Below are 21,536 nucleotides of genomic sequence, written 5' to 3'. Positions count from 1 at the left end.
TTAGTTGTCAGGCTATGTTACTTGCCATTGCCTCATTTCGCCTGCCCCAAGCGGGGTGATTGTATTTTTCATAAAAGGTAATTTAGTAGGATTCTTCCAGGGCATTTTTTTTAGCGTGATAGTATCGATATTGCGAGGAAGTCCATAGAAGTCCGGACCATGATGGCTAGCAAAACCTTCAAGCTTATCAAGAGCTCCAGCTAACTCAAAGGCTTCTGCATAGAACTCAATGGCTGCATGATTTGAGTAACAGCCGGCGCAACCGCATGCATTTTCTTTACTGCATGTTGTATGTGGCGCGGAATCAGTTCCAAGAAAAAATCTAGGATCGCCGCTAGTAGCCGCAGCAATTAGTGCTTTTTGGTGGACGTCTCGTTTCAGAATAGGCAAGCAGTAGTAATGAGGCTTAATTCCACCTGCAAGCATGTGGTTACGGTTATATAGAAGATGTTGGGGGGTAATGGTTGCAGCCAACCCATGAGGTCTTTCAGCTACAAATTGCGCGCTTTCCTTTGAGGAAATATGCTCAAGAACAATATTGAGTTCGGGAAAATTATGGATTAGTTTTTGTAACTGCTGGTCTATGAAAACAGCCTCGCGATCAAAAATATCAACGTTATGGTCATTAACTTCGCCATGAAGCAGCAAGGGTATTGATTCTTTTTCCATCTGTGAAAGAACGGAGGCGATGTTGCTTAGTTTTGTGACCCCTGAATCAGAGTTTGTGGTGGCGCCAGCAGGATAATACTTACATGCGAAGATTTGACCAGAGGCTTTAGCTTGGCTGATTTCTTCTGGCTTTGTATTGTCAGTAAGATATAAGACCATCATGGGTTGCCATAGTGAACCAGCCGGCCGACTCTCTAAGATACGATTACGGTAAGCCATAGCTTGCTTTGTATTCATCACTGGCGGGTTTAAATTAGGCATGACAATAGATCTGCCGAAGTATCGTGCAGCGTCTGGCACAGTATGAATTAACGCTTCATTGTCTCGCAAATGAACATGCCAATCATCTGGTCGAGTGATTGTTAGCTGTATTTTATTTGTCATTTTTGCTGCGCTTCTAATCATTTTTTAGTTAGATTCGGTACTGAATGCTACCGGAATTTAGATATGCTTTATAGTAAGTAGCACATAATTATAACCTTTCTTATTGGTATGCTTGTTGTTTTCTGTGTTTATTATCGCTTGTTTGCTGTGAAACTTGTCAACAGCATATTAGAATAGTGAGTATTGGTGGTTGTCAAAGTTGTCTAATCAGGAGTTTATTTATAGTGTCCGAGATCAAGAAGGTGGTTTTAGCTTACTCTGGAGGTCTTGATACCTCAGTAATTGTCAAATGGCTGCAAGAAACATATCAGTGTGAGGTGGTAACTTTTACAGCCGATATTGGCCAGGGGGAGGAGGTAGAGCCTGCAAGACTCAAAGCTGAAGCTTTAGGTGTTAAAGAGATCTACATAGATGATTTGCGTGAAGAGTTTGTTCGCGATTACGTATTTCCCATGTTTCGTGCAAATGCTATTTATGAAGGCGAATACTTGCTAGGCACTTCAATTGCACGCCCTTTAATTGCCAAGCGATTAATTGAAATTGCTAACGAAGTAGGCGCTGATGCCATATCCCATGGCGCAACAGGTAAGGGGAATGACCAGGTGCGTTTCGAGCTAGGCGCTTATGCTTTAAAGCCAGGAATTAAGGTGATCGCCCCGTGGCGTGAATGGGATTTGAACTCAAGAGAAAAACTGATGGATTACTGTGAAACCCATCAAATCCCTGTTGATTTTTCTGGGAAAAAGAAAAAATCACCTTACTCAATGGATGCAAATTTACTGCATATTTCGTATGAAGGTGGGGTTTTAGAAGATCCATGGATGGAGTCAGAAGAGGATATGTGGCGTTGGACGGTTTCTCCAGAGAAGGCGCCTGAGAAACCTACCTATGTAGAGCTCAGTTACGAAAAAGGAGATATTGTTGCAATTAATGACCAGTCCATGTCTCCGGCAGAAGTGCTAACCTATTTAAATAAAGTGGGTGGCGACAACGGTATAGGTAGGCTGGATATAGTTGAAAATCGTTATGTTGGCATGAAGTCTCGGGGTTGCTATGAAACCCCAGGCGGCACAATTATGTTGCGTGCGCATAGGGCCATTGAATCACTGACCTTGGATCGCGAATCGGCGCATCTGAAAGACAGCTTGATGCCTAAATATGCAGAGGTTGTTTATAACGGATACTGGTGGTCACCAGAACGTTCAATGCTTCAGGGGCTGATCGATGCTACACAGGATGTAGTTAACGGAACCGTGCGATTGAAGCTATACAAAGGCAATGTTGTTGTAGTGGGTCGTAAGTCGGAAGATAGTTTATTCGATGAAAAAATTGCTACCTTCGAGGATGACGATGGAGCTTATGATCAAAAAGATGCTGAGGGCTTTATAAAGCTGAATGCGTTACGCCTAAGGATTGCTGCAAATAAGGGCCGAAAACTAGGCTGATGTTTACGATAAGGTCCATTCCTGGGCTGTTTAAAAAGTATTTAGCCGGAGAAAATTCAAGATATGCGCTTACTACATACTATGTTGCGTGTTGGAGATCTCAATCGGTCTGTGTATTTCTATACTAATATTCTAGACATGAAGTTGCTGAGAACGAAAGATTATCCTGAAGGTGAATTCACATTAGCTTTTTTGGGTTATGACGACGAATCAGTTAGTACTGTTCTTGAGTTAACCCATAACTGGAATATAGACCATTACAACCTAGGCGATGGATATGGGCATATTGCTATTGGGGTGCGAGACGTCTATAGCGCTTGCGAGCAGATAAGAGCTTCTGGTGGGGTTATTGTGCGTGAACCCGGACCCATGAAGCATGGCAGTACCTTGTTGGCTTTTGTGGAAGATCCTGATGGCTATAAAATAGAGTTATTGTCCGAAGATGAAGCATAACTATCTGGTGGGTATTGAATGAGTATAGTTTTTTTGAACCATGCTTATCTTCCTGCGGAGGAAGCTAAAATATCACCAATGGATAGAGGGTTTCTGTTTGGGGACAGTATTTACGAGGTGTTGCCCTCATACAACGGCGAGATAATTGGATTTAACCTTCACATCAATCGCTTGAATAGGAATATGTCTGCAATAGGCATTAGATTGGAATGGCCTCATGACGAATGGATGAAGGTGTGTAAAGCCCTTCTTGAAAAGAATGGTCTTGGTAATTTGGGCATTTACTTGCAAGTAAGTCGAGGCACAGCTCCTGTACGTTCGCATGCTTATACAAAAGATATTGATCCAACAGTTTTTGCTTTTTCTTTTGAAATTAATCCGGAGCAGTCGGCAAGCAAGTCGAAGGTGACCCCTTACAAAGTGGCTACAAGCCTCGATCTTCGGTGGGCTCGTTGTCAAATTAAGTCTACGGCATTATTAGGCAATGTTATGCATTTCCAACACGGACATCAAAAAGGTTTTAACGAGACGCTGCTTTATAATGACCACAATGAATTGACAGAGGGCAGTACCTGTAATGCCTACATAGTTAAAAATGGAGTAATCTCTACACCATCGCTAGATAACCACGTTTTACCAGGAGTTACCCGACACATCTTACTGGATCTTTTGCGAAGAAATGACTCCATGCAAATTGAGGAGCGAGTTATTTTAATGGATGAGGTGTTTGCTGCTGACGAGGTTTGGGTGACTAGTTCTTCTAAAGAGATAATTCCAGTTATTGAGGTTGATGGCAAGACAATCGGAAACGGTGAGGTTGGAGACGTATGGTTGGCCGCGCAAAAAATTTACTCTATCGGGAAAAGAGGCTATTAAGATAGTTAGCTTTTCTATTTTTATGTAAGCTCGCTTATGCGATAAGTGTCTATAAACGGTTGCGAAGGAGTGTTACCTGCATTATGTCTCGTCCCACTAAAGCATTAATTGATCTGGATGCATTGAGATATAATTGCAGTCTAGCCAACAGCCTGTCTCCTTGCTCTAAAACGATGGCAGTTATTAAGGCTGATGCATATGGACATGGCGCGCTAGCTGTTGCTCAAGCCCTTAAGGATGTTGTGGCAGCTTTTGGCGTTGCTTCGACAGAAGAGGCCGTCGAGCTTCGTGACGGTGGGGTTAAAAATCCAATTCATTTACTTGAAGGCACATTTTCTGATGATGAGGTTATGCTCGCCTCAAAATATGGATTTTCTCTTTCATTAGTCAATGAAAGCCAAAAACGAGCCATACTTGGCGCCAAACTCCCTTCCCCGTTAGATGTTTGGATTGATGTTGATACAGGGATGCATCGTCTTGGTATAGCCCCAAAAGATTTGCTAACCACCTATCAAGAGCTATTGGCTTCAAGTAATGTGACAAAAAATATTGTTTTGGCTACCCACTTTGCTTGTGCTGATGATGCAAATAATGACTTCACAGCAATACAGTTAGCTCGCATTAATGAAGCAATGAATGGGCTCTCCGTGCCTACCAGTTTTGCTAATTCAGCAGGGTTGCTGGACTGGCCACAAACGAGATCAGACTGGAATCGATTGGGTCTCATGCTTTATGGAAGTTCACCATTTACATCACATCAGGATGAATCCACTACCTTGCAACCAGTAATGACGCTAAGGTCTGAAGTTATTGCTCTTCGTTCTATCGAAGCCGAAGAAACGGTTGGCTATGCCGCCACTTGGACAGCTCGCCGTCAGACAATTATTGCTACTGTGGCAATAGGTTATGGCGATGGCTATCCCCTTAGTGCATCAAATGGTACGCCGGTATTGATTCGCGGACAACGATGCCCCTTAGCTGGCAGGGTCTCCATGGATATGATTACGGTAGATGTAACAGATCTTCCATCTGTAGAGATGGGAGATGAAGTTATTCTTTGGGGGAAAGAGCTCTCTGTTAATGAGATTGCCGAAAGCTCTGGCACTATTAGTTATGAGTTACTCGCACGGATGCCTTCTCGCACCCCTCGATTTTATACGGAAGATTATACTAGGTAATCAAACCATATTCTTTTCTGAGTATTTCTATGATCTCAGTCTTGGGATTCTCTGATAGACCTATTTTTTCACCGGTAATCTTTTCGGCAATAGAAGCATAAGTTTTTGATACAGCCATTAGCATTTCTTCTGGCAGTTCGGTGTCTCTAGCAATGGCTTGGCGCTCATCCATACGATCTTTATTTAATAATATATCAGGATCAGGGAAATAGTTAAGCAGTAACTGACGAAAATCTTCCTTTGAATTTTCTATTATTTTTCCATCTCTGTAGCTGGGCCCATCCCAAATTCTTGAAGAATCAGGCGTACCAACTTCATCCATATAGATTAGCTTCTCGTTTCCTTTTTTGTCTGTAATGTAACCAAATTCAAATTTTGTATCCACAAAAATTTGATCTAACTTAGCTAGTTCAGCACTTATGACATCAAAACCCTGCGTTAGCAATGTCTCATAAAGATTGATATCAGAGATATTTTTAAAATTTAAAGCTTGATAGTTAGAAGTCATATCAGCCCGAGTGATGTTGACATCATCTATTTCAGGTATACCCGGCAGGCCTTTTAAAATTCCTTTGGTTGATGGTGTAATCAAAAGCTCAGCGAGTCTCTGGTCTTTTTTTAGTTCATTTTTAATCTGGATCCCGCAAAATTCACGCTCACCTTTAGAATATGCCCTCCACATAGAGCCAGTAATATATTGCCTGCATATGGCTTCAATCATTAAAGGCTTTGCTTTTTGTACTATCCAGACAAAGGGGTGGGGAATATCAAGAATATGGCTATCAGCTAAATTTTTTTCGCGGAACAACTTGAACCAATGATTAGAAATAGCATTAAGCGAGGCCCCTTTCCCTGGCACTCCGTTCATCTCTTTCTCTCCATGCCAAATACAGTCAAAAGCAGAAATTCGATCGCTAATTACCATGACTGCTAGTGGAGCATCAGGGGCTAAATTGTAGCCCTTTTCTTCTATTAGTCGCTGACTATCTTCGGGTGTGAGTGAATAGACTGAACGGACTTTTCCGCTATGAATTGGTCTATCTGTGCGTATGGGCAGATCATTGTTAATAGCTAGTATTTTGTCAGCAAGGGCCACTCTAAATCATCCTATTTTGTTATCTTTTTGGTTATTCTTCTCATAATTGAGTTTTTTGGCACGAAATTCTACCAGATGATGCTTGCGTTGTTACATATTTCGACCTCTTGGCGCTAAAATTAAGAATCTAGCTTGGCCTGACCGCATATTGCCCACTGCCTTGTAGAAAAATTATTACTGCTCCAATAAGATAAAAGCCCTGAAGCTCTAGAGCCCAACCACCATAATTGTCGGTTTGTAACAACTGATGGCTATGAAATAGAAGAATGGCAAATATCATATTAATAGCTATTATAAATGCTCCGACGCGTGTCTTAATGCCAATGATGATCATCAGGGGAGCAAGCACCTCGCCTAAGTAGACACCGTAAGACAGGAGAGGATGCAGGTTAAAATCTGCTAGATTTTCTCCTATTTTTTCGATTGATGAAGGGTCTATTATTTTATCTATACCGTGAAATAGGAGCAATATTCCCACAGCTAAACGCAGGGATAACTTGGCGAGAGATTCACTATGAAGCATGGCTTTACCTTATCTTAGAGCTAAAAATTTATGTTGAGGTGTTAGTTTTATTGAAAAAGAGAATTTTTGCTAGACCATTTTTTATTTTTTTAGGGTGACCTGATGTCTTGGTGGTCATATCACTACAAGGTATCATAGTACCTCATTTAACTGACAATATGCCTGCTTGGGTATTTCCGTGGAGATTGAGAATGATTATCAAGCCAAAAGTTCGTGGATTTATGTGTATTACTACGCATCCGTTAGGCTGTGATGCGAATGTCAAAGAGCAAATTGACTACATTAAAGGTAAGGGGTCTTTTTGCGGACCAAAACGCGTATTGGTAATTGGATCCTCCACAGGATATGGATTAGCTGCTCGTATTGGTGCTGCATTTGGAAGCGGTGCTGCTACTCTGGGGATATTTTTCGAAAAAGAAGGTAGTGAGAAAAAAACTGGAACAGCTGGTTGGTACAATTCAGCTGCTTTTCACAAGTATGCTGAATTGGATAATTTGTATGCTAAAAGTATTAATGGGGATGCATTTTCTGATGAGATCAAGCAAAAAACAATTGAAATCATTAAAGCTGATCTTGGTCAGATAGATCTTGTTATTTACAGCTTGGCATCCCCCCGCAGACAGCATCCAAAAACTGGCGAGGTGTTTAATTCGACACTGAAACCCATTGGAAAAAATGTTACGTTGCGTGGTATTAATACTGATAAAGAAGAGATACAAGAGTTTAGCCTTGATGCTGCTAGTGAAGAAGATATTGATCAAACTGTTGCAGTGATGGGGGGCGAGGATTGGGAAATGTGGATGAAGTCACTCAATGATGCTGGAGTTTTGGCTAAAGATGCTAACACTACGGCATTTACTTATGTGGGCGAAAAAGCTACATGGGACCTTTATTGGAATGGCACTATTGGGCGCGCTAAAAAAGATTTAGATAAAAAAGTAGAGGGTATTCGAGCGATGCTTTCTGTTACAGGAGGGGATGCTCGAGTGTCAGTTTTGAAGGCTGTGGTCACTCAAGCCAGCTCTGCAATTCCAATCATGCCTCTTTATCTTTCACTATTGTTTAAGGTGATGAAGGAAAATGGTACTCATGAAGGCTGCATTGAGCAGCTCTATCGACTTTACACAGAGTGCCTTTGCGCTGCGGAACCTCGTTTAGATGCAGAAGGTCGATTAAGAGTTGACGAGTTAGAGCTTCGTCCTGAAGTGCAGGAGAAGGTCGCAAATGCTTGGATTAAGGTCACTACAGCCAGTCTGCCTGAACTTGCTGATTTCAAGGGATATAAAAGTGAGTTCCTTAAATTATTTGGTTTCGGTGTAGCGAGTATTGATTACGATGTCGATGTTGATCCTGTGGTTGAAATAAAAAATTTAGTTTGAGCTTAAGTTACCTATAGAACCTATTAATCTTGCAAGTATATTTTTGGTGATTAATGAAAAGTAAGCAGCAGCTTATGTGGAGGCATTTCCACCCCAGACTGTGGCTAACATGGCTTGGATTTGGGTGTTGGAGGCTGGTTGTAATCCTCCCCTATCCTGTAATGATGGGGCTAGGGCGGCAGCTAGGATTATTTCTGCATTTTGTTGGCGGCTATCGTTATGAGATAGCAAAAATTAATTTGACACTCTGTTTTCCAGATATGCCGGAAGCAGCTCGTCTGCAACTCTTGCGTGATAATTTCGTTAGCTACGGCATGGCATTTTTTGAAGTTGGAATCGCTTGGTGGTGGCCCACAAAACGATTGAAAGATATTACTCATGTGGAGGGGGTGGAGCATATTCATGCCCTGCAAAGTCAGGGTGCCCTATTAATGGCTGTTCATTACACAACTCTCGAGGTCGGAGCTTCGGCTCTTATGATAAGACATGGAATTGATGGTATGTATCGTCCGCACAAAAACATTGTTTATGATTATTTTCAGAAAAAAGGCCGGCTTGTAAGAAATTCAGAATCTGAGGTCTATACGCGCGATGATGTCCGGGGAATATTGAAAGGTCTGCGACAAGGAAGAATTATTTGGTATGCCCCAGACCAGGATTATGGCCCTAAGCAGAGCGTGTTTGCCAATTTTTTTAGCATGAAGGCGGCCTCTGTAGCGGCAACTGCCAAATTTGCGACATTGGGTAATGCTGCCGTACTTCCTTTTTCCCATGTAAGATTACCCAACAACAAGGGGTATAAGGTTGTAGTGCATCCACCATTGAAAAATTTTCCATGCGATGATGAAGTGGCTAGCGCGGAAATGATTAATAGGAGGGTTGAAATTATGATTCTCGAACAACCTGACCAATATTTGTGGGCGCATAGAAGATTCAAGACGCGCCCATCGGGAGAATTAAGACCATACCCCAAGAAAAGATAAGACAAAAGATCACTGAAGGGCAGTTATACTAGTCAAAATCATCAGCAAATGCTTGTTCTGCTTGGTTGGTGTCAGTACCATAAGACTTTAAAATTTTTGTGAGCATGCATCGAGGAGCTATATGATCACCGGCAGCATTGTTGCTTTGGTAACACCCATGATTCCTAGTGGTCTTGAGATTGACTGGGATTCCCTTAAGGGCCTGGTCGAATGGCATATTCAACAGGGAACAAATGCTATTGTAGCGGTTGGAACTACAGGAGAATCGCCCACTCTCGATGTGCAGGAGCATATGGCGACCATTGCTGCTATTGTTGAAGATTCAGCTGGACGCGTCCCTGTAATTGCAGGCACTGGAGCAAACTGCACAAAGGAGGCCATCGAGTGGACGCATCGTGCTCAAGAGTCTGGTGCTGATGCCTGTTTGTTGGTGGCCCCTTACTACAACAAGCCAACTCAAGAAGGGCTTTATCTCCACCATAAAGCTATTGCTGAGTCGGTAGATATACCGCAGATTTTGTACAATGTTCCAGGCCGAACTGCATGCGATATGCTTCCCAGTACAGTATGTCGTTTAGCGGAAATTGAAAATATTATTGGGATCAAAGATGCTACTGGTGACCTGGGTAGAGCGAGAGAACTTATTGAAACATGCCCCCCAGAGTTCGCTGTGTACTCTGGAGACGATTCTACAGCAGTAGAGCTAATATTAATGGGCGGACATGGTAACGTATCTGTGACCGCTAATGTTGCGCCACGTCTAATGGCTGATATGTGCAGGCTTGCTTTGGCTGGGGTTACCGATGAAGCTCGCGATATAAATAAATTTCTTTCCTTAGTCCATGACGCTATGTTTGTTGAATCTAATCCGATTCCAGTAAAATGGGCTGTAGCTGAAATGGGGTTAATGAAACATGGCATTCGGTTACCTCTCACTGAACTATCACATGAGCTAAAAGCCCAGGTCTCCAAAGCATTGACATTAGCCGGGCTTTTGAATTAGCAAGAAAATTCTACAAAAAATTGGAGTATGATTAATGGCATCAAACATAAAATTAGTGATGTTGATTTCAGCGGTGCTGGCTATCACTTCTTGTAGCGGCAGCAATGCCCCAATACGCAATCGCGCTAATGACTATCTTCAATCTTCGGAAATTCCTCCCATGAAGGCGCCATCTGAAGCTGCTTTGGGTGAATTATATGTTGTTCCAGATATACCTGTTTCTGGGCTTCCGTTAAAATCGTTTAATGCTCCAAGACCTCAACCTCTCTCAGAAAAGCTATTTACACAGACTGTCGACATAGTATCCTTCTCTGGCAAACGCTGGATTTCGATCAACAAGCCTCCTGCTGAGATTTGGCCTAGATTAAGAAGTATTTTGACGAGGAGCGCGGTCCCAACTGCAAAAATCGACCCCCCCAAAGGGATTTTGGAGACAGGATGGTTGGAGTTTAAAGACGATACTGAGTATAGCCATAGATTTCGTTTTGTTATTTTGCCGGGTGTCGGTGTTAGTAGTAGCGAGGTCAGAATAATCCAAATGCAGGCGCCTTTAGGGGCAGACGGCTCGATTGGTGAGTGGCCAACAGGCTCAATGAACATCTCAAGAGAGAAGGAATTTACCGAGATAATAGCTAACGCAATGGCTGCTGACATCACCGGCAGTTCTGTATCGCTACTTGCTCAGAATATTGGAGGCGATTCAAAGGTCAATGTTATTGTTCCTAAAAATTCAGCACCTTATATCGAATTAAAATTAAATTATGCACGCAGTTGGAATAGCTTGCTGCAATCTCTTTCTTTGGGCGGGTTTTCCGTTGCAGGCCAAGATCAGTCGGAAGGGTATTTTTTGACAGATTTTGTCGAGGTGATTACGGTGAGTGAAGATGAGTCAATACTTGGGCTAGTGAATACTTTTCTCGATAGCCGCAAGGAAGAAAAAGAGCCAGACGCCCTTAAGTATAAAGTAAAAGTTACACAGGAGAAAAATAGTGTTGAGGTGCGTATTACAGACAGAAATAATAAGCCTCTTGAACAGCTTTTAAGTATTAAATTGCTAAAAATTATACGTGGAAATCTTTCTTGATTTATGAGATTTTCTTCGTTAGGTAGCGGCAGCAAAGGAAACAGTACAGTCGTGCAATGTGACGACACTGTGATTCTGATTGATTGTGGGTTTTCGATAAAGGAAACAGAAAGAAGACTGGATTTTTTGGGGTTGCAGCCTGAAGATATAAATGCGATTGTAGTTACTCATGAGCATTCTGATCATATTCGAGGTGTTTTTCCTCTCGCAAAAAAATATAAAATTCCTGTAATGATGACTTCTGGAACGAGCAAGTTTTTAAAAGGCGACCCTCAAGCAGGCTTAACGCTAATTGATACCCACTCAGATTTTTTTATTGGAAAGCTTCAGATAACCCCTGTGCCTGTTGCGCATGATGCACGTGAGCCCGTTCAGTTTGTAGTTAGAGCGGAGGGCTTGACTCTTGGGATTCTGACTGACTTGGGTACTGTAACGCGACATGTTATTGAGTGCTACAAGCAATGCGATGGGTTAATTGTGGAATCAAATCACGATATACGTATGCTTGCGAATGGACCCTATTCTAGTGCTCTGAAGAAAAGAGTGGGTGGTGCCTGGGGCCATTTGAATAACGCGCAAATGCTGTATTTTTTGAAAAATATACAGCTTTCTCAGTTACAGCAATTAGTGATTGGACATATTAGCCAGAAAAATAATAGCGTTTCTCTTGTAAGGGCAGCTATTTCTGAAGTAGGCAATCAACTTGCATCTATTTCTTACGCAACACAGGATGAGGGTTTTCTTTGGGTTAAGCTGAAAATATAGCATACAAATAAATAAGATTTTCTTGGGCGAACTAAGAGGCTTATAACTAGTTGTTTTGCTAACATTTTTTTATAGTATGAGAGGTTTTCCACAATCATACCGATTGCTTCTTATGATTTTTTAAACAACAACCTAAGTTATTGATATTAGAATTTAATTTTATAAGTTATTGTTTTTATTAAATATTTTTAGTTGATTAAAAAATGACCAATTTAACTTAGGCTCCCAAAGCGAGTGGCCCTTACTGAGTTTTATTGAGGTAATCCACAAAGTTATCCACAGATATTGTGGGTAACTTTACGGCATCAAAAAACAATAGATAATCAATAAAAATTCGATAGTTGTCTCTCCTGGGGTTTGCGGATTAGTGCTAAATTTCTCTCTATCCTTGTCCCCTGCGCGCAGGTTGGTTTTTGGGGTGAATATTTGTACTATAAAATAAGTTATATCAGCGATAGTTTTCATGAAAAATATATTCTTTTTTCTTTACACATTACAGGTAAATAAAATTACAGCACTACAAAATGAACTATTTTATGAATAAAAGTTGCATGCCCTTGTGCGTAACATTTTTGGATGGACTCGAATCTTCAGCTTGTGTAATTGCTGCAGATCTTAGTTTACCTGTCTTAGAATACAAAAAAATTGATAAGATGAAGGATGGGACGATTCTGGTCCTAAGCCACCTTGGTTTAGCTATACAGGGGTTAGGTAAAAACTCTCCCGGACCTGTACGTTGTGATTTTATTAACGGCACAGCAAATCACCGTCGTTTGTATGGGGGAGGAAAAAATCAAGATATCGCAAAAGCTGTAGGAGTATCAAATGGTGGATATAAACCGTTTGTGGTAGACCTAACTGCTGGCTTAGGCGGTGACGGCTTTGTTTTAGCCTCATTGGGGGTAAAAATGTTAATGATTGAGCGAAATCCGGTAGTCTCGGCTCTGCTTCATGATGGGCTTGCTAGGGCAAGAAGCGAGGTAACGGATACAGGGACTGATTTGGAGAAAATATTGAAACGTATTTCTCTGGTGCATGGAGATGCGGATTTTTACCTAAGGGGTCTCGAAGAAACATCGAGGCCTGATGTTTTTTATCTTGATCCTATGTTTCCATGTAGAGAAAAATCAAGCAAAGTAAAAAAAGAAATGCAACTACTGCACCAGTTGCTGGGGTCAGATGATGATGGATCCAGCCTCCTTGCTTTGGCAAAAGAAAAGGCAAGATACCGTGTTGTAGTGAAAAGATCAGCCCATGCACCATTTTTGGCGAATCAACAACCCGGGTATTCTCTGAAAGGAAAATCAACTAGATTTGATATTTACCCGCTAAAAAAATTACCTAGTTGAAAAATACCGATTTTAAGCGACTGATTTTTGGTTCTAGATAAGTAGTTTTTCAAGGATTCTTTGATAGATTTCACTCAGGCAGTCAAGACCCTTAACGCTCGTACATTCGTTAAGCTGATGGATGGTGGCATTGATTGGCCCCAACTCAACAACTTGGCTTCCATGGGGTGCAATGAAGCGACCATCCGATGTACCCCCTGCAGTCGATAATTGAGTTTTTATACCAGCCACCTCTAAAATACTTTCTACTGTTGATTCTACCAGAGAGCCCTTGGAGGTAAGGAATGGTTTTCCGCTCAACACCCATGAGATTTTATAGTTGAGATTGTGTTTATCTAAGATTTCTTCTGTCCGGGCTTTAATTTCTTTTTCTGTAATCTCAGTCGAATACCGAAAATTAAACAATACTTTAGCTTTTTCTGGGATCACATTGGTGGCTCCTGTGCCACTTTGAATATTAGATATTTGAAAACTTGTAGCCGGAAAAAATTCGTTTCCTTTATCCCAGCATTCAGCCACTAGGTCAGACAACGCTGGTGAAATGTTATGAATGGGGTTGTCCGCTAACTGGGGATATGCAACATGCCCCTGAATACCTTTGACAGTCAGCTCTGCCCCCAATGACCCCCTGCGACCGTTTTTGATCACATCGCCAACGATTTTCGTGCTTGAGGGTTCGCCGACCAAGCACCATTCAGGAATTTGGTTAGATTGCTGTAGCCACTCAATGACTTTTATTGTTCCATCTGTGGCTGGCCCCTCTTCATCGCTAGTGATAAGAAAAGCAATTTTTCCTGGATGATCCGGATAAGTTAACACAAACCTTTCTGCCGCAGTGACCATTGCTGCTAGAGAACCCTTCATGTCGGCAGTACCTCGCCCATAAAGCAGGTCCCCTTCTATTAGAGGTTCAAATGGAGGGCGAACCCAGCTTTTCACATCACCGATTGGAACGACATCTGTATGACCAGCAAAACAAAATGTGGGTCCCGTTGCTCCATGCACTGCCCAGAAGTTTTTTACATCGCCGCTAGGGAGGTTCTGGATACTGAAGCCGGCAGATTTAAGGCGACCAATCATTAGGTCTTGGCACCCAGCGTCATTAGGTGTGATAGATTCACACTTTATTAATTCGTAAGCCAATTGCAGTGTTGTGGAAAGTTCTGGTAGAGCGGTATCCATGTATTTGGCCTTTAGTTTGAAGAATGCAAAACTTCGTTTAATTCTACAGCTGAATGATTGGTTAGACATTCGACTGCACCTGTTTCGGAATTACGTCTAAACAGAAGATCATTTTTACCAGCCAAGTTGCGAGCCTTGGTTTGAGTCACAAGCTTCGCACAATCATCCAGCAGGCTAACTTTTGTACCCGCGGTGATGTATAGGCCTGCTTCAATAGTGCAGCGGTCTCCTAAAGGGATACCTAGCCCAGAATTAGCGCCTAACAGACATTGACTCCCTATAGTGATAACAATTTGTCCGCCGCCCGATAGGGTGCCCATGGTTGAGCTCCCGCCACCTAAGTCAGAGCCTTTTTTTACAAACACCCCCTGTGAGATGCGTCCTTCAATCATGCTTGTATTTTCCGTTCCAGCATTAAAGTTTACAAAACCCTCATGCATAATAGTGGTTCCTTCCCCAATATAAGCCCCTAAGCGAACTCTTGCTGTATCAGCAATTCGGACTCCTGATGGCACTATGTAATCAACCATCTTGGGAAATTTATCTATACTTGTAACTGATAAATTGGAACTTCTCAGACGAGAGGCCAGCTGGCGTTCGGCAAGTTCGTTAACATCGATAGCACCCTCATTCGTCCATGCAACATTTGGAAGGACCCCAAATATTCCAATAAGGTTTATATTGTTTGGTTTGACAAGCCTGTGTGAAAGAAGGTGAAGCTTTAGATATCCCTCTGGCACCGAAACCACAGGACTGTCAGTTTCTAATATGGTTGCTATGACTGGCCTCTCAGTATTTTTTAGTTGGTTTACAATTGAGGCAAGATTAGATTTGTTTGTGTCTAGAAATGCATTAGAAAGCTTCTCTAGCAGAGCCTTATTTAAGGGTATAGCATGGTTTCCACCAGCGTACCCTAGTGTTTTTTTTAGTATTTTCACCAAAGATTCGTCAGGGTTTAATTGGGGTTCTGGGTAAAAGACTTCCAGCCATGCAGTACTTTTATTTTGAGTACCAATACCCAAGCCAAAGCTAAAGATTGTTGTCATTTTTATACTTCCCGAATGAAAATTATTAAATAAACTACGTTAAGATTGGTGAGCAAAAATTGCCTTGTACTGACCTAATGTAAATCCAACATGGATAGAGCCATCTACATCTAATATAGGCCTCTTAATCATTGTCGGTTGCTCCAGCAGTATTTGTATGATGTTGAGCCCAGAAACTTTTTTTTGAGTTTCCATAGGAAGCTTTCTCCATGTGGTTCCTCTTTTATTAAGAATAACTTCATAGCCAACCGCAAGCACCCATTTTTCTAGCATAACCCTGGTCAGCGTATCGGTTCGCAAGTCATGAAACTGGTGATGTATGTTGTTTTGATTGAGCCATTTAGTCGCTTTACGTATCGTGTCGCAGTTTTTTATGCCATACATCGTAATTTTGTTCATATTTTTATCAAAACATAGTGATAGAATTTTTTTTCATCTGAAATTATAGAGGGATAGTGCGGTAGTTACCAAAAAATATACCTAATTTTTTTTAATTAAAAAATGAAAACTGTAATTAAAAAGTCAGGAGGAGTTGGGGGCGATTGCAATATCAGGATTTTTTGGTCCTCAAAGGCTTTTTTCTGTTTGGATATAAAGTTGTACAGATTTCACAAATTGTGCCGTCGCAGCTCCAAGCGGAACAAAATTCACGACCAAAATAAATAAATTGCAGATGAAGGGCGCTCCAACTTTTTTTGGGGAATAAAAATTTTAAATCTTTCTCTGTTTGGGTAACACTTTTCCCATTGGTGAAACCCCATCTCTGAGCCAAACGATGAATATGAGTATCAACTGCAAATGCAGGATGACCAAAACCTTGCGAGATAACAACGCTAGCTGTCTTGTGGCCAACTCCAGGTAGACTTTCAAGCGCTGTAATGTCTTCTGGTACTGCGCCATTAAACTTCTCAACGAGGATACTTGACAGTCCAGAAATAGCTTTAGATTTTTGTGGAGCTAGACCGCAGGGACGAATGATGTCGTATATGTCTTTTATTGGCAGGGTGGACATGCCCATTGGATTGTCCGCTTTCTTGAATAATGCAGGGGTAATTTGGTTAACTCGAGAATCGGTACATTGTGCAGACAGCAGAACTGCAATAAGTAAAGTATAAGTATCCTTGTGTATTAGAGGTACGGGTGGAGAGGGGTAGAGTTCATTCAGTCTATGGAGGACATAGCTTGCCCTTTGTTTTTTTAGCATGGTTTAGTTTAACTGGAAGATGCAATAAGTTGTTTGATTCTTTCTGCCGCTTCTCGGCACTCTTCTACAGTGGCCACCAAGGCCATTCTTACGTAATTTTCTCCAGGGTTGCTGTTATTTGAGAGCCTCCCAAGATAACGACCAGGTAATACGGTGACGTTTTGCTGAGAAAATAATTCCCTAGAAAAAATTTCATCATTACCTACTCCTGCAGGAAGAATGTTGACCCAAAGATAAAATCCTGCATCCGGTATGTTTAATGGCAAAGAATCCCCTAAAATCTGTTGAAAGATTTGGAATTTTTGGCGATATTTCTCTCGGTTCTTTTTTACATGCACTTCGTCGCTCCAAGCAGCGATGCTGGCTGATTGAGTGATAAGAGACATAGCGCATCCGTGATATGTCCGGTAGCGCAAAAACGATGCAATAATATTTGCGTCTCCTGCAATAAATCCAGATCTTAGCCCGGGCAGATTAGAGCGTTTTGAGAGGCTGTGAAAAACGATGCAACGAGCGTAATCATTGCGTTGCATTTTGGCGCAAGCTTCTAGCAAGCCAGTAGGTGGATTATTTTCGTTATAGTATATTTCTGAGTAGCATTCATCGCTTGCGATAATAAAATTATGTCGATCAGCAAGGTTAATTAATTCTTGCAGAGCAGTCATGCCAAGCACTGCACCACTAGGGTTTCCGGGTGAACAGATATAGATTAGTTGACACGCATCCCAGACTTCAGCTGTGACAGAACTAAAATCTGTCAAAAACCCTGTTGCCTCGTTACAGTTAAGAAAATGCAATCTTGCCCCAGAAAGGAGTGCGGCCCCCTCATAGATTTGATAAAAAGGATTAGGGATTAGGATAAGTGGATGATTTTCTCTATCAATAGTGGCTTGAGCAAAGGCAAAAAGAGCCTCTCGGGTTCCATTTGCTGGCAATACCTGTGTGTTTGCATCTATGTCTTTTAATATAAATCGATTTTTTAACCAATCTGAAATTACTTGCCTGAACTCCAGAGCTCCTTTTGTACTTGGATACATTGATAATTTATGCATTGAGGCTGCAATTGTTTCTTCAACAAAGCTGGGTGGTGAGTGCTTTGGTTCTCCGACTGACAGTGATATATGAGCCAATTCTTTTGGTGGTACAATCTCAGAAAGCAGTGATGATAGCCGTTCAAAAGGATACTGGTGAAGTTTATCAAGGTCTCTATTCATTGTTGTTGTATCGTAAGTTGATGGTTGGTGGTTGATTTTTCCAAAATAGCTTAGTAGTTTCTATCACTCTTAGTTTGTTATTGAATTTTTTATTCCCAAAGATTCATCTTTTGAAGTGGTGCGCCCTCTATTTGCTCCATTACTCGAGCATCAAGTTCGTAACAAACAGTCTCTTTTATCTGCGCGCATAAAAGGGGATCACTTAAGGGTTGATAGCCCATGTCTACCAGATGAAAAATGTCTTCAACCCGCTCTCCTAGGGTTGAGATTTTTGCGCTAAGTAGTCGTAAGTTGAATTTCATGAAAATCTGACCCAAATGCATTAGCAGGCCAGGCCTATCTGGTGTAATGACCTCAAGCATTGTGCTCATTTTGTCGATATCATTGCTGATATTTACAATAGTGGCCATGCTAAATTGCTTAAGAGTTGATGGAATTCTTCGTTGCACATCTACAACAGATTGGTTGGTGTTTTGGAATGCTTTTTTTAGCGCCGCCTCAATCTGTGCGATGACCTTAGTCTGACCTCCAAATGGTTTGCCTGATTCATTAAGGACATAAAAAATATCAAAAGTGTTTTCTTTTGTATCTCTATGTAAGCTGGCATCCAAAATTCTTAATTGCAGCTTGTCAAGCGTGGCTGCGGTTATAGGAAATACGTTATACAGGCCGTTAGTATGTATGAATATCTGTGTAGCAACAGGAGCCTCTACTCCTTTGTCTTTTATTAAGATGACCGGGATTGCTATATCTTCTTTCTTTGAGATCGCTACGGTGTATCTAGCAATATCATCCGCGCTCTCTTTAAGAAAGAACTCGCCATCAAGATCGCCCCATATTTTTTTGACAATTTCACTATTGACGTTATCTTTAGCCATCTCTTTTATAGCAGCAGTTTTGGTGTTTAGCACCCAACTCTCTCGGCTCACTGGATTTTCAAGCCCTCGACTTAAGGCTTTTTTCGTCTCAGTGTATAATTGGGCCATAAGAGATGCTTTCCAGCTATTCCATAGTGCTGGATTGGTGGCAATTATGTCAGCCACGGTAAGCACAAGCAGATAGTTTAATCGAACCTGAGTGCCAATTACTTTAGCAAATTTATGAATAATATCCGGGTCAGAAATATCAGATCGCTGAGATGTACTAGACATCAATAGGTGATTTTCCACCAGCCATGAGACCAACTTGACTTCTTCTTCTGAAAGACCGTGACGCTTACAAAAATTAGCAGCGTCCACTGCGCCTAAAACAGAATGATCACCCCCTCGACCTTTGCCCATATCGTGATAGAGTCCAGCAATAAACGCTAGCTCAGGTTTTGGTAGTTGCTTGTACACATGGGAAGTCATTGGGAAATTATGAGCCACCTCCGGCTTGTCAAAAGTACGCATATTTTTAATTAACTGAAGTGTGTGAGCGTCTACAGGGTATTGATGGAAGAGGTCATGCTGCGTTTGCCCGATAATTTTCCCAAATTCAGGCAAATACCTTCCCAGTATGCCATATCTAGTCATACGTTGAAGCTGAGTGGTCATACTATGAGGCGATCGCAATAAGCGCAAAAACAGCGCTTTGTGGGCTGATGAGTTACGGAATGGCTGATCGATTAATTTGCGATACTGGCGAATTTCACGAATTGTAGCAGCACGAATACCTAGGATATTTTTGTTTTCGCCTAGCAGACAGAAAATTTCAAGAAGTGCTGATGGGTGCTTGGCAAAAACATGATCGCTAGTAGTTTCAATGTGTTGATTCCTCACGATAAAGCGCTCATTTAGTAAATAGTTTTCCTTGGCCCTATCTTTGCGAATAATTACTTCATCAAGATATTGAAGAAGAACGTCATTTAGTTCGCGAATAGATAACACTACTTGGTAGTAGTGTTGCATAAATTGCTCGACACCTAGTCGTTTTTCACCATCCTCATAGTTAAAAATTTTTGCAATTTTGCGTTGATGATCAAATAGCAAGCGCTCTTCTGGCCTTTCTGCTGTTAAGTGTAAACAGTAACGCACTTTCCAAAGAAAAGCCTCATCTCGCTTAAGTCGAAGATATTCTTCCGAGGTAATAAAATCATCGCCAATCAATTCTTCTAAAGAGTCAACATTGAAGTGACGCTTGGCAACCCAATTGATCATTTGAATATCTCTCAGCCCTCCCGGAGCTTCTTTGATATTCGGCTCTAGGTTGTACTCAGTATTGCCATGTTTTTCGTGACGCTCATTTTGTTCCAGCAGCTTAGCCTGAAAGAATTTATTTGACGGCCAAATTTTGAGAGGCCATATCCTTGAGGCTCCTGTCTTTCTTACCATGAGCCGCCTAAGCCCTTCTTCACCGCATATTGTTCTCGTTTCCATCAGGTTGGTTGCTATAGTGATATCATCTTTCGCGGCTTGAATGCAATCCGATATTGAGCGAACACTGTGACCGATCTTTAGTTGAATATCCCATAGAAACGCCAGAAAACCTTCTATGTCTTCTCGGTAACGGCTTGGTTTGCCAGAGCGAATTAAAAGCATCAGATCAACATCTGATTGAGGGTGAAGTTCGCCGCGCCCATAGCCACCTACTGCTACAAGCGATATTTTTTCATCCCAGTCAAATTTATTCCATGCATGTCGAAGAATTAGATCAATAAAGGAGGTCTTTTCTGCAATTAATACTGAGGTTTGCTCTCCCTGATAAAATCTGAAGTCAAGATTTTCATTGGTTAGACTGATAGCATTTTTGAATACTTGAATATGATCTTTTTTTAATAAATCGCTACAAAATTGCTCTTCGTTAAAAAGAATTAAACATTTTTTAGAGATTGTAGCTGGTTTTGTCATCAAAAATTTTCTTCACTACGGGCGGTTAGAACCTCAACTCCACTGGCAGTAACAGCAAGAGTGTGCTCCCATTGAGCGGATAGTCGGCCGTCCACAGTCTCTACTGTCCACCCATCTTTTTTTAGTTTAGTGTGATGTCTGCCGGCATTAAGCATAGGCTCTATCGTGAACGTCATGCCCTCTTGTAACTCATAGCCTGTGTCAGGCCGTCCAAAATGAAGCACCTGGGGATCTTCATGAAACTCTGTGCCTATGCCGTGCCCACAATAGTCCCTTACGACGCTATAATAATTGCTTTCAGCATGTTGTTGAATGATATTACCAATGTCTCCAAGGCGAACGCCCGGCTTTACTATTTCTATGGCCTTATAAAGACTTTCTTGGCAGATATTGACTAGTCGTTTGGCATGACTGGTGGGGGTTCCTACAAAAAACATCTTGCTTGTATCTCCAAAATACCCATCTTTAATAACAGTAATATCTAGATTGACAATATCACCATTTTTTAAGCGCTTGTTTTCTGAAGGTATACCGTGACAAACAACGTGGTTAACTGACGAGCATATAGATTTAGGAAAGCCTTTATAGTTTAAAGGCGCAGGTATAGCTTTCTGAACATCCACGATATGGTTATGACAGATTTGATTTAACTCTTCAGTTGATACGCCGGATATAATATAGGGCTCGATTAACTCTAGGACTTCTGCAGCAAGTTTTCCAGCAACACGCATTTTGTCAAGTTCGTCAGAATTTTTTATATGAACAGGCATAAATTTTTTCCGTATCAAAAATTTTTTTGAAGAATATTTCTGTATATTATATAGGATTGCAGCTTAGAATTGGAATGCTCCAAGCAATCCAATTATATTATAGAT

The 21,536-nt window shown here is 41.4% G+C and carries 20 protein-coding genes; 10 read left to right on the top strand and 10 right to left on the bottom strand.

Annotated elements, in window-relative coordinates; translation table 11 throughout:
* Positions 1 to 12: 12 nt before the first annotated feature.
* The gene (gene pyrC / locus ABXT41_RS04860; protein WP_415390402.1) at positions 13 to 1,053 is read right to left on the bottom strand and encodes a dihydroorotase; all 1,041 of its coding nucleotides are present in this window, start codon (positions 1,051 to 1,053) and stop codon (positions 13 to 15) included.
* 224 nt (positions 1,054 to 1,277) lie between these two features.
* Here pyrC and ABXT41_RS04855 point away from each other — a divergent pair, with 224 nt between their 5' ends.
* The 4 genes from ABXT41_RS04855 to alr all read left to right on the top strand — a co-directional run bounded on the left by ABXT41_RS04855 (position 1,278) and on the right by alr (position 5,005).
* Positions 1,278 to 2,498 carry an argininosuccinate synthase gene (locus ABXT41_RS04855; protein WP_415390401.1) on the top strand — a complete coding sequence of 407 codons (1,221 nt, stop codon included), beginning with the start codon at positions 1,278 to 1,280 and terminating at the stop codon, positions 2,496 to 2,498.
* A 63-nt stretch (positions 2,499 to 2,561) separates the two neighbouring features.
* Positions 2,562 to 2,951, top strand: coding sequence for a lactoylglutathione lyase (gene gloA, locus ABXT41_RS04850; RefSeq protein WP_415390400.1), 390 nt, complete (start codon positions 2,562 to 2,564; stop codon positions 2,949 to 2,951).
* Between the two features lie 18 nt (positions 2,952 to 2,969).
* Positions 2,970 to 3,827 (top strand): aminotransferase class IV, encoded by an 858-nt coding sequence (locus ABXT41_RS04845; protein ID WP_415390399.1) that lies wholly within the window; start codon positions 2,970 to 2,972, stop codon positions 3,825 to 3,827.
* 83 nt (positions 3,828 to 3,910) lie between these two features.
* Positions 3,911 to 5,005, top strand: a complete 1,095-nt coding sequence (gene alr, locus ABXT41_RS04840) for an alanine racemase (protein ID WP_415390398.1) — start codon at positions 3,911 to 3,913, stop codon at positions 5,003 to 5,005.
* On the opposite strand, the gene ABXT41_RS04835 is transcribed toward alr, so the two are convergent.
* Both ABXT41_RS04835 and ABXT41_RS04830 read right to left on the bottom strand, forming a co-directional pair.
* A complete protein-coding gene (locus ABXT41_RS04835) occupies positions 4,998 to 6,101 on the bottom strand; it encodes a phosphoribosylaminoimidazolesuccinocarboxamide synthase (RefSeq protein WP_415390397.1) in 1,104 nt (367 codons plus the stop codon). The two genes, alr and ABXT41_RS04835, sit on opposite strands and share 8 nt — an antisense overlap.
* A 127-nt stretch (positions 6,102 to 6,228) precedes the next feature.
* Positions 6,229 to 6,624 (bottom strand): DoxX family protein, encoded by a 396-nt coding sequence (locus ABXT41_RS04830; RefSeq protein WP_415390396.1) that lies wholly within the window; start codon positions 6,622 to 6,624, stop codon positions 6,229 to 6,231.
* Between the two features lie 191 nt (positions 6,625 to 6,815).
* Between ABXT41_RS04830 and fabV the strand changes: the two genes are divergently transcribed.
* The 6 genes from fabV (at position 6,816) to ABXT41_RS04800 (ending at position 13,187) form a co-directional block, all read left to right on the top strand.
* Complete coding sequence (fabV, locus tag ABXT41_RS04825; protein ID WP_415390395.1) at positions 6,816 to 8,003, top strand: enoyl-ACP reductase FabV; 1,188 nt, start codon at positions 6,816 to 6,818, stop codon at positions 8,001 to 8,003.
* A 53-nt stretch (positions 8,004 to 8,056) separates the two neighbouring features.
* Positions 8,057 to 8,986, top strand: a complete 930-nt coding sequence (gene lpxL / locus ABXT41_RS04820) for an LpxL/LpxP family Kdo(2)-lipid IV(A) lauroyl/palmitoleoyl acyltransferase (RefSeq protein ID WP_415390394.1) — start codon at positions 8,057 to 8,059, stop codon at positions 8,984 to 8,986.
* A 121-nt stretch (positions 8,987 to 9,107) separates the two neighbouring features.
* Positions 9,108 to 9,989: a 4-hydroxy-tetrahydrodipicolinate synthase gene (dapA, locus tag ABXT41_RS04815; RefSeq protein WP_415390393.1), complete on the top strand. Its 882-nt coding sequence runs from the start codon at positions 9,108 to 9,110 to the stop codon at positions 9,987 to 9,989.
* Between the two features lie 34 nt (positions 9,990 to 10,023).
* On the top strand, positions 10,024 to 11,073 hold the full coding sequence (gene bamC / locus ABXT41_RS04810) for an outer membrane protein assembly factor BamC (protein ID WP_415390392.1): 1,050 nt from the start codon (positions 10,024 to 10,026) through the stop codon (positions 11,071 to 11,073).
* A 3-nt stretch (positions 11,074 to 11,076) separates the two neighbouring features.
* The gene (locus ABXT41_RS04805; protein WP_415390391.1) at positions 11,077 to 11,838 is read left to right on the top strand and encodes an MBL fold metallo-hydrolase; all 762 of its coding nucleotides are present in this window, start codon (positions 11,077 to 11,079) and stop codon (positions 11,836 to 11,838) included.
* Between the two features lie 536 nt (positions 11,839 to 12,374).
* Positions 12,375 to 13,187, top strand: coding sequence for a class I SAM-dependent methyltransferase (locus ABXT41_RS04800; protein ID WP_415390390.1), 813 nt, complete (start codon positions 12,375 to 12,377; stop codon positions 13,185 to 13,187).
* A gap of 33 nt (positions 13,188 to 13,220) precedes the next feature.
* On the opposite strand, the gene dapE is transcribed toward ABXT41_RS04800, so the two are convergent.
* The 7 genes from dapE to map all read right to left on the bottom strand — a co-directional run bounded on the left by dapE (position 13,221) and on the right by map (position 21,431).
* The gene (gene dapE / locus ABXT41_RS04795) at positions 13,221 to 14,369 is read right to left on the bottom strand and encodes a succinyl-diaminopimelate desuccinylase (RefSeq protein WP_415390389.1); all 1,149 of its coding nucleotides are present in this window, start codon (positions 14,367 to 14,369) and stop codon (positions 13,221 to 13,223) included.
* Positions 14,370 to 14,380: 11 nt separating this feature from the next.
* Complete coding sequence (dapD, locus tag ABXT41_RS04790; protein WP_415390388.1) at positions 14,381 to 15,415, bottom strand: 2,3,4,5-tetrahydropyridine-2,6-dicarboxylate N-succinyltransferase; 1,035 nt, start codon at positions 15,413 to 15,415, stop codon at positions 14,381 to 14,383.
* Between the two features lie 39 nt (positions 15,416 to 15,454).
* On the bottom strand, positions 15,455 to 15,814 hold the full coding sequence (locus tag ABXT41_RS04785; protein ID WP_415390387.1) for an ArsC family reductase: 360 nt from the start codon (positions 15,812 to 15,814) through the stop codon (positions 15,455 to 15,457).
* A 151-nt stretch (positions 15,815 to 15,965) separates the two neighbouring features.
* Positions 15,966 to 16,619, bottom strand: a complete 654-nt coding sequence (gene nth / locus ABXT41_RS04780; RefSeq protein ID WP_415390386.1) for an endonuclease III — start codon at positions 16,617 to 16,619, stop codon at positions 15,966 to 15,968.
* An 8-nt stretch (positions 16,620 to 16,627) separates the two neighbouring features.
* Complete coding sequence (gene dapC, locus ABXT41_RS04775; protein ID WP_415390385.1) at positions 16,628 to 17,833, bottom strand: succinyldiaminopimelate transaminase; 1,206 nt, start codon at positions 17,831 to 17,833, stop codon at positions 16,628 to 16,630.
* An 89-nt stretch (positions 17,834 to 17,922) separates the two neighbouring features.
* Positions 17,923 to 20,661, bottom strand: a complete 2,739-nt coding sequence (gene glnD, locus ABXT41_RS04770) for a [protein-PII] uridylyltransferase (RefSeq protein ID WP_415390384.1) — start codon at positions 20,659 to 20,661, stop codon at positions 17,923 to 17,925.
* Entirely contained in the window at positions 20,661 to 21,431 is a 771-nt protein-coding gene (gene map, locus ABXT41_RS04765; protein ID WP_415390383.1) for a type I methionyl aminopeptidase, read from the bottom strand. Before map ends, glnD begins: the two co-directional genes overlap by 1 nt.
* Positions 21,432 to 21,536: the final 105 nt, after the last annotated feature.

The sequence above is a fragment of the Porticoccus sp. Uisw_050_02 genome, from assembly GCF_047729555.1.
Taxonomy (GTDB): domain Bacteria; phylum Pseudomonadota; class Gammaproteobacteria; order Pseudomonadales; family Porticoccaceae; genus Porticoccus.
Note: the sequence above shows the minus strand (reverse complement) of the source record. Positions and strands in the feature narration are given on the sequence as shown.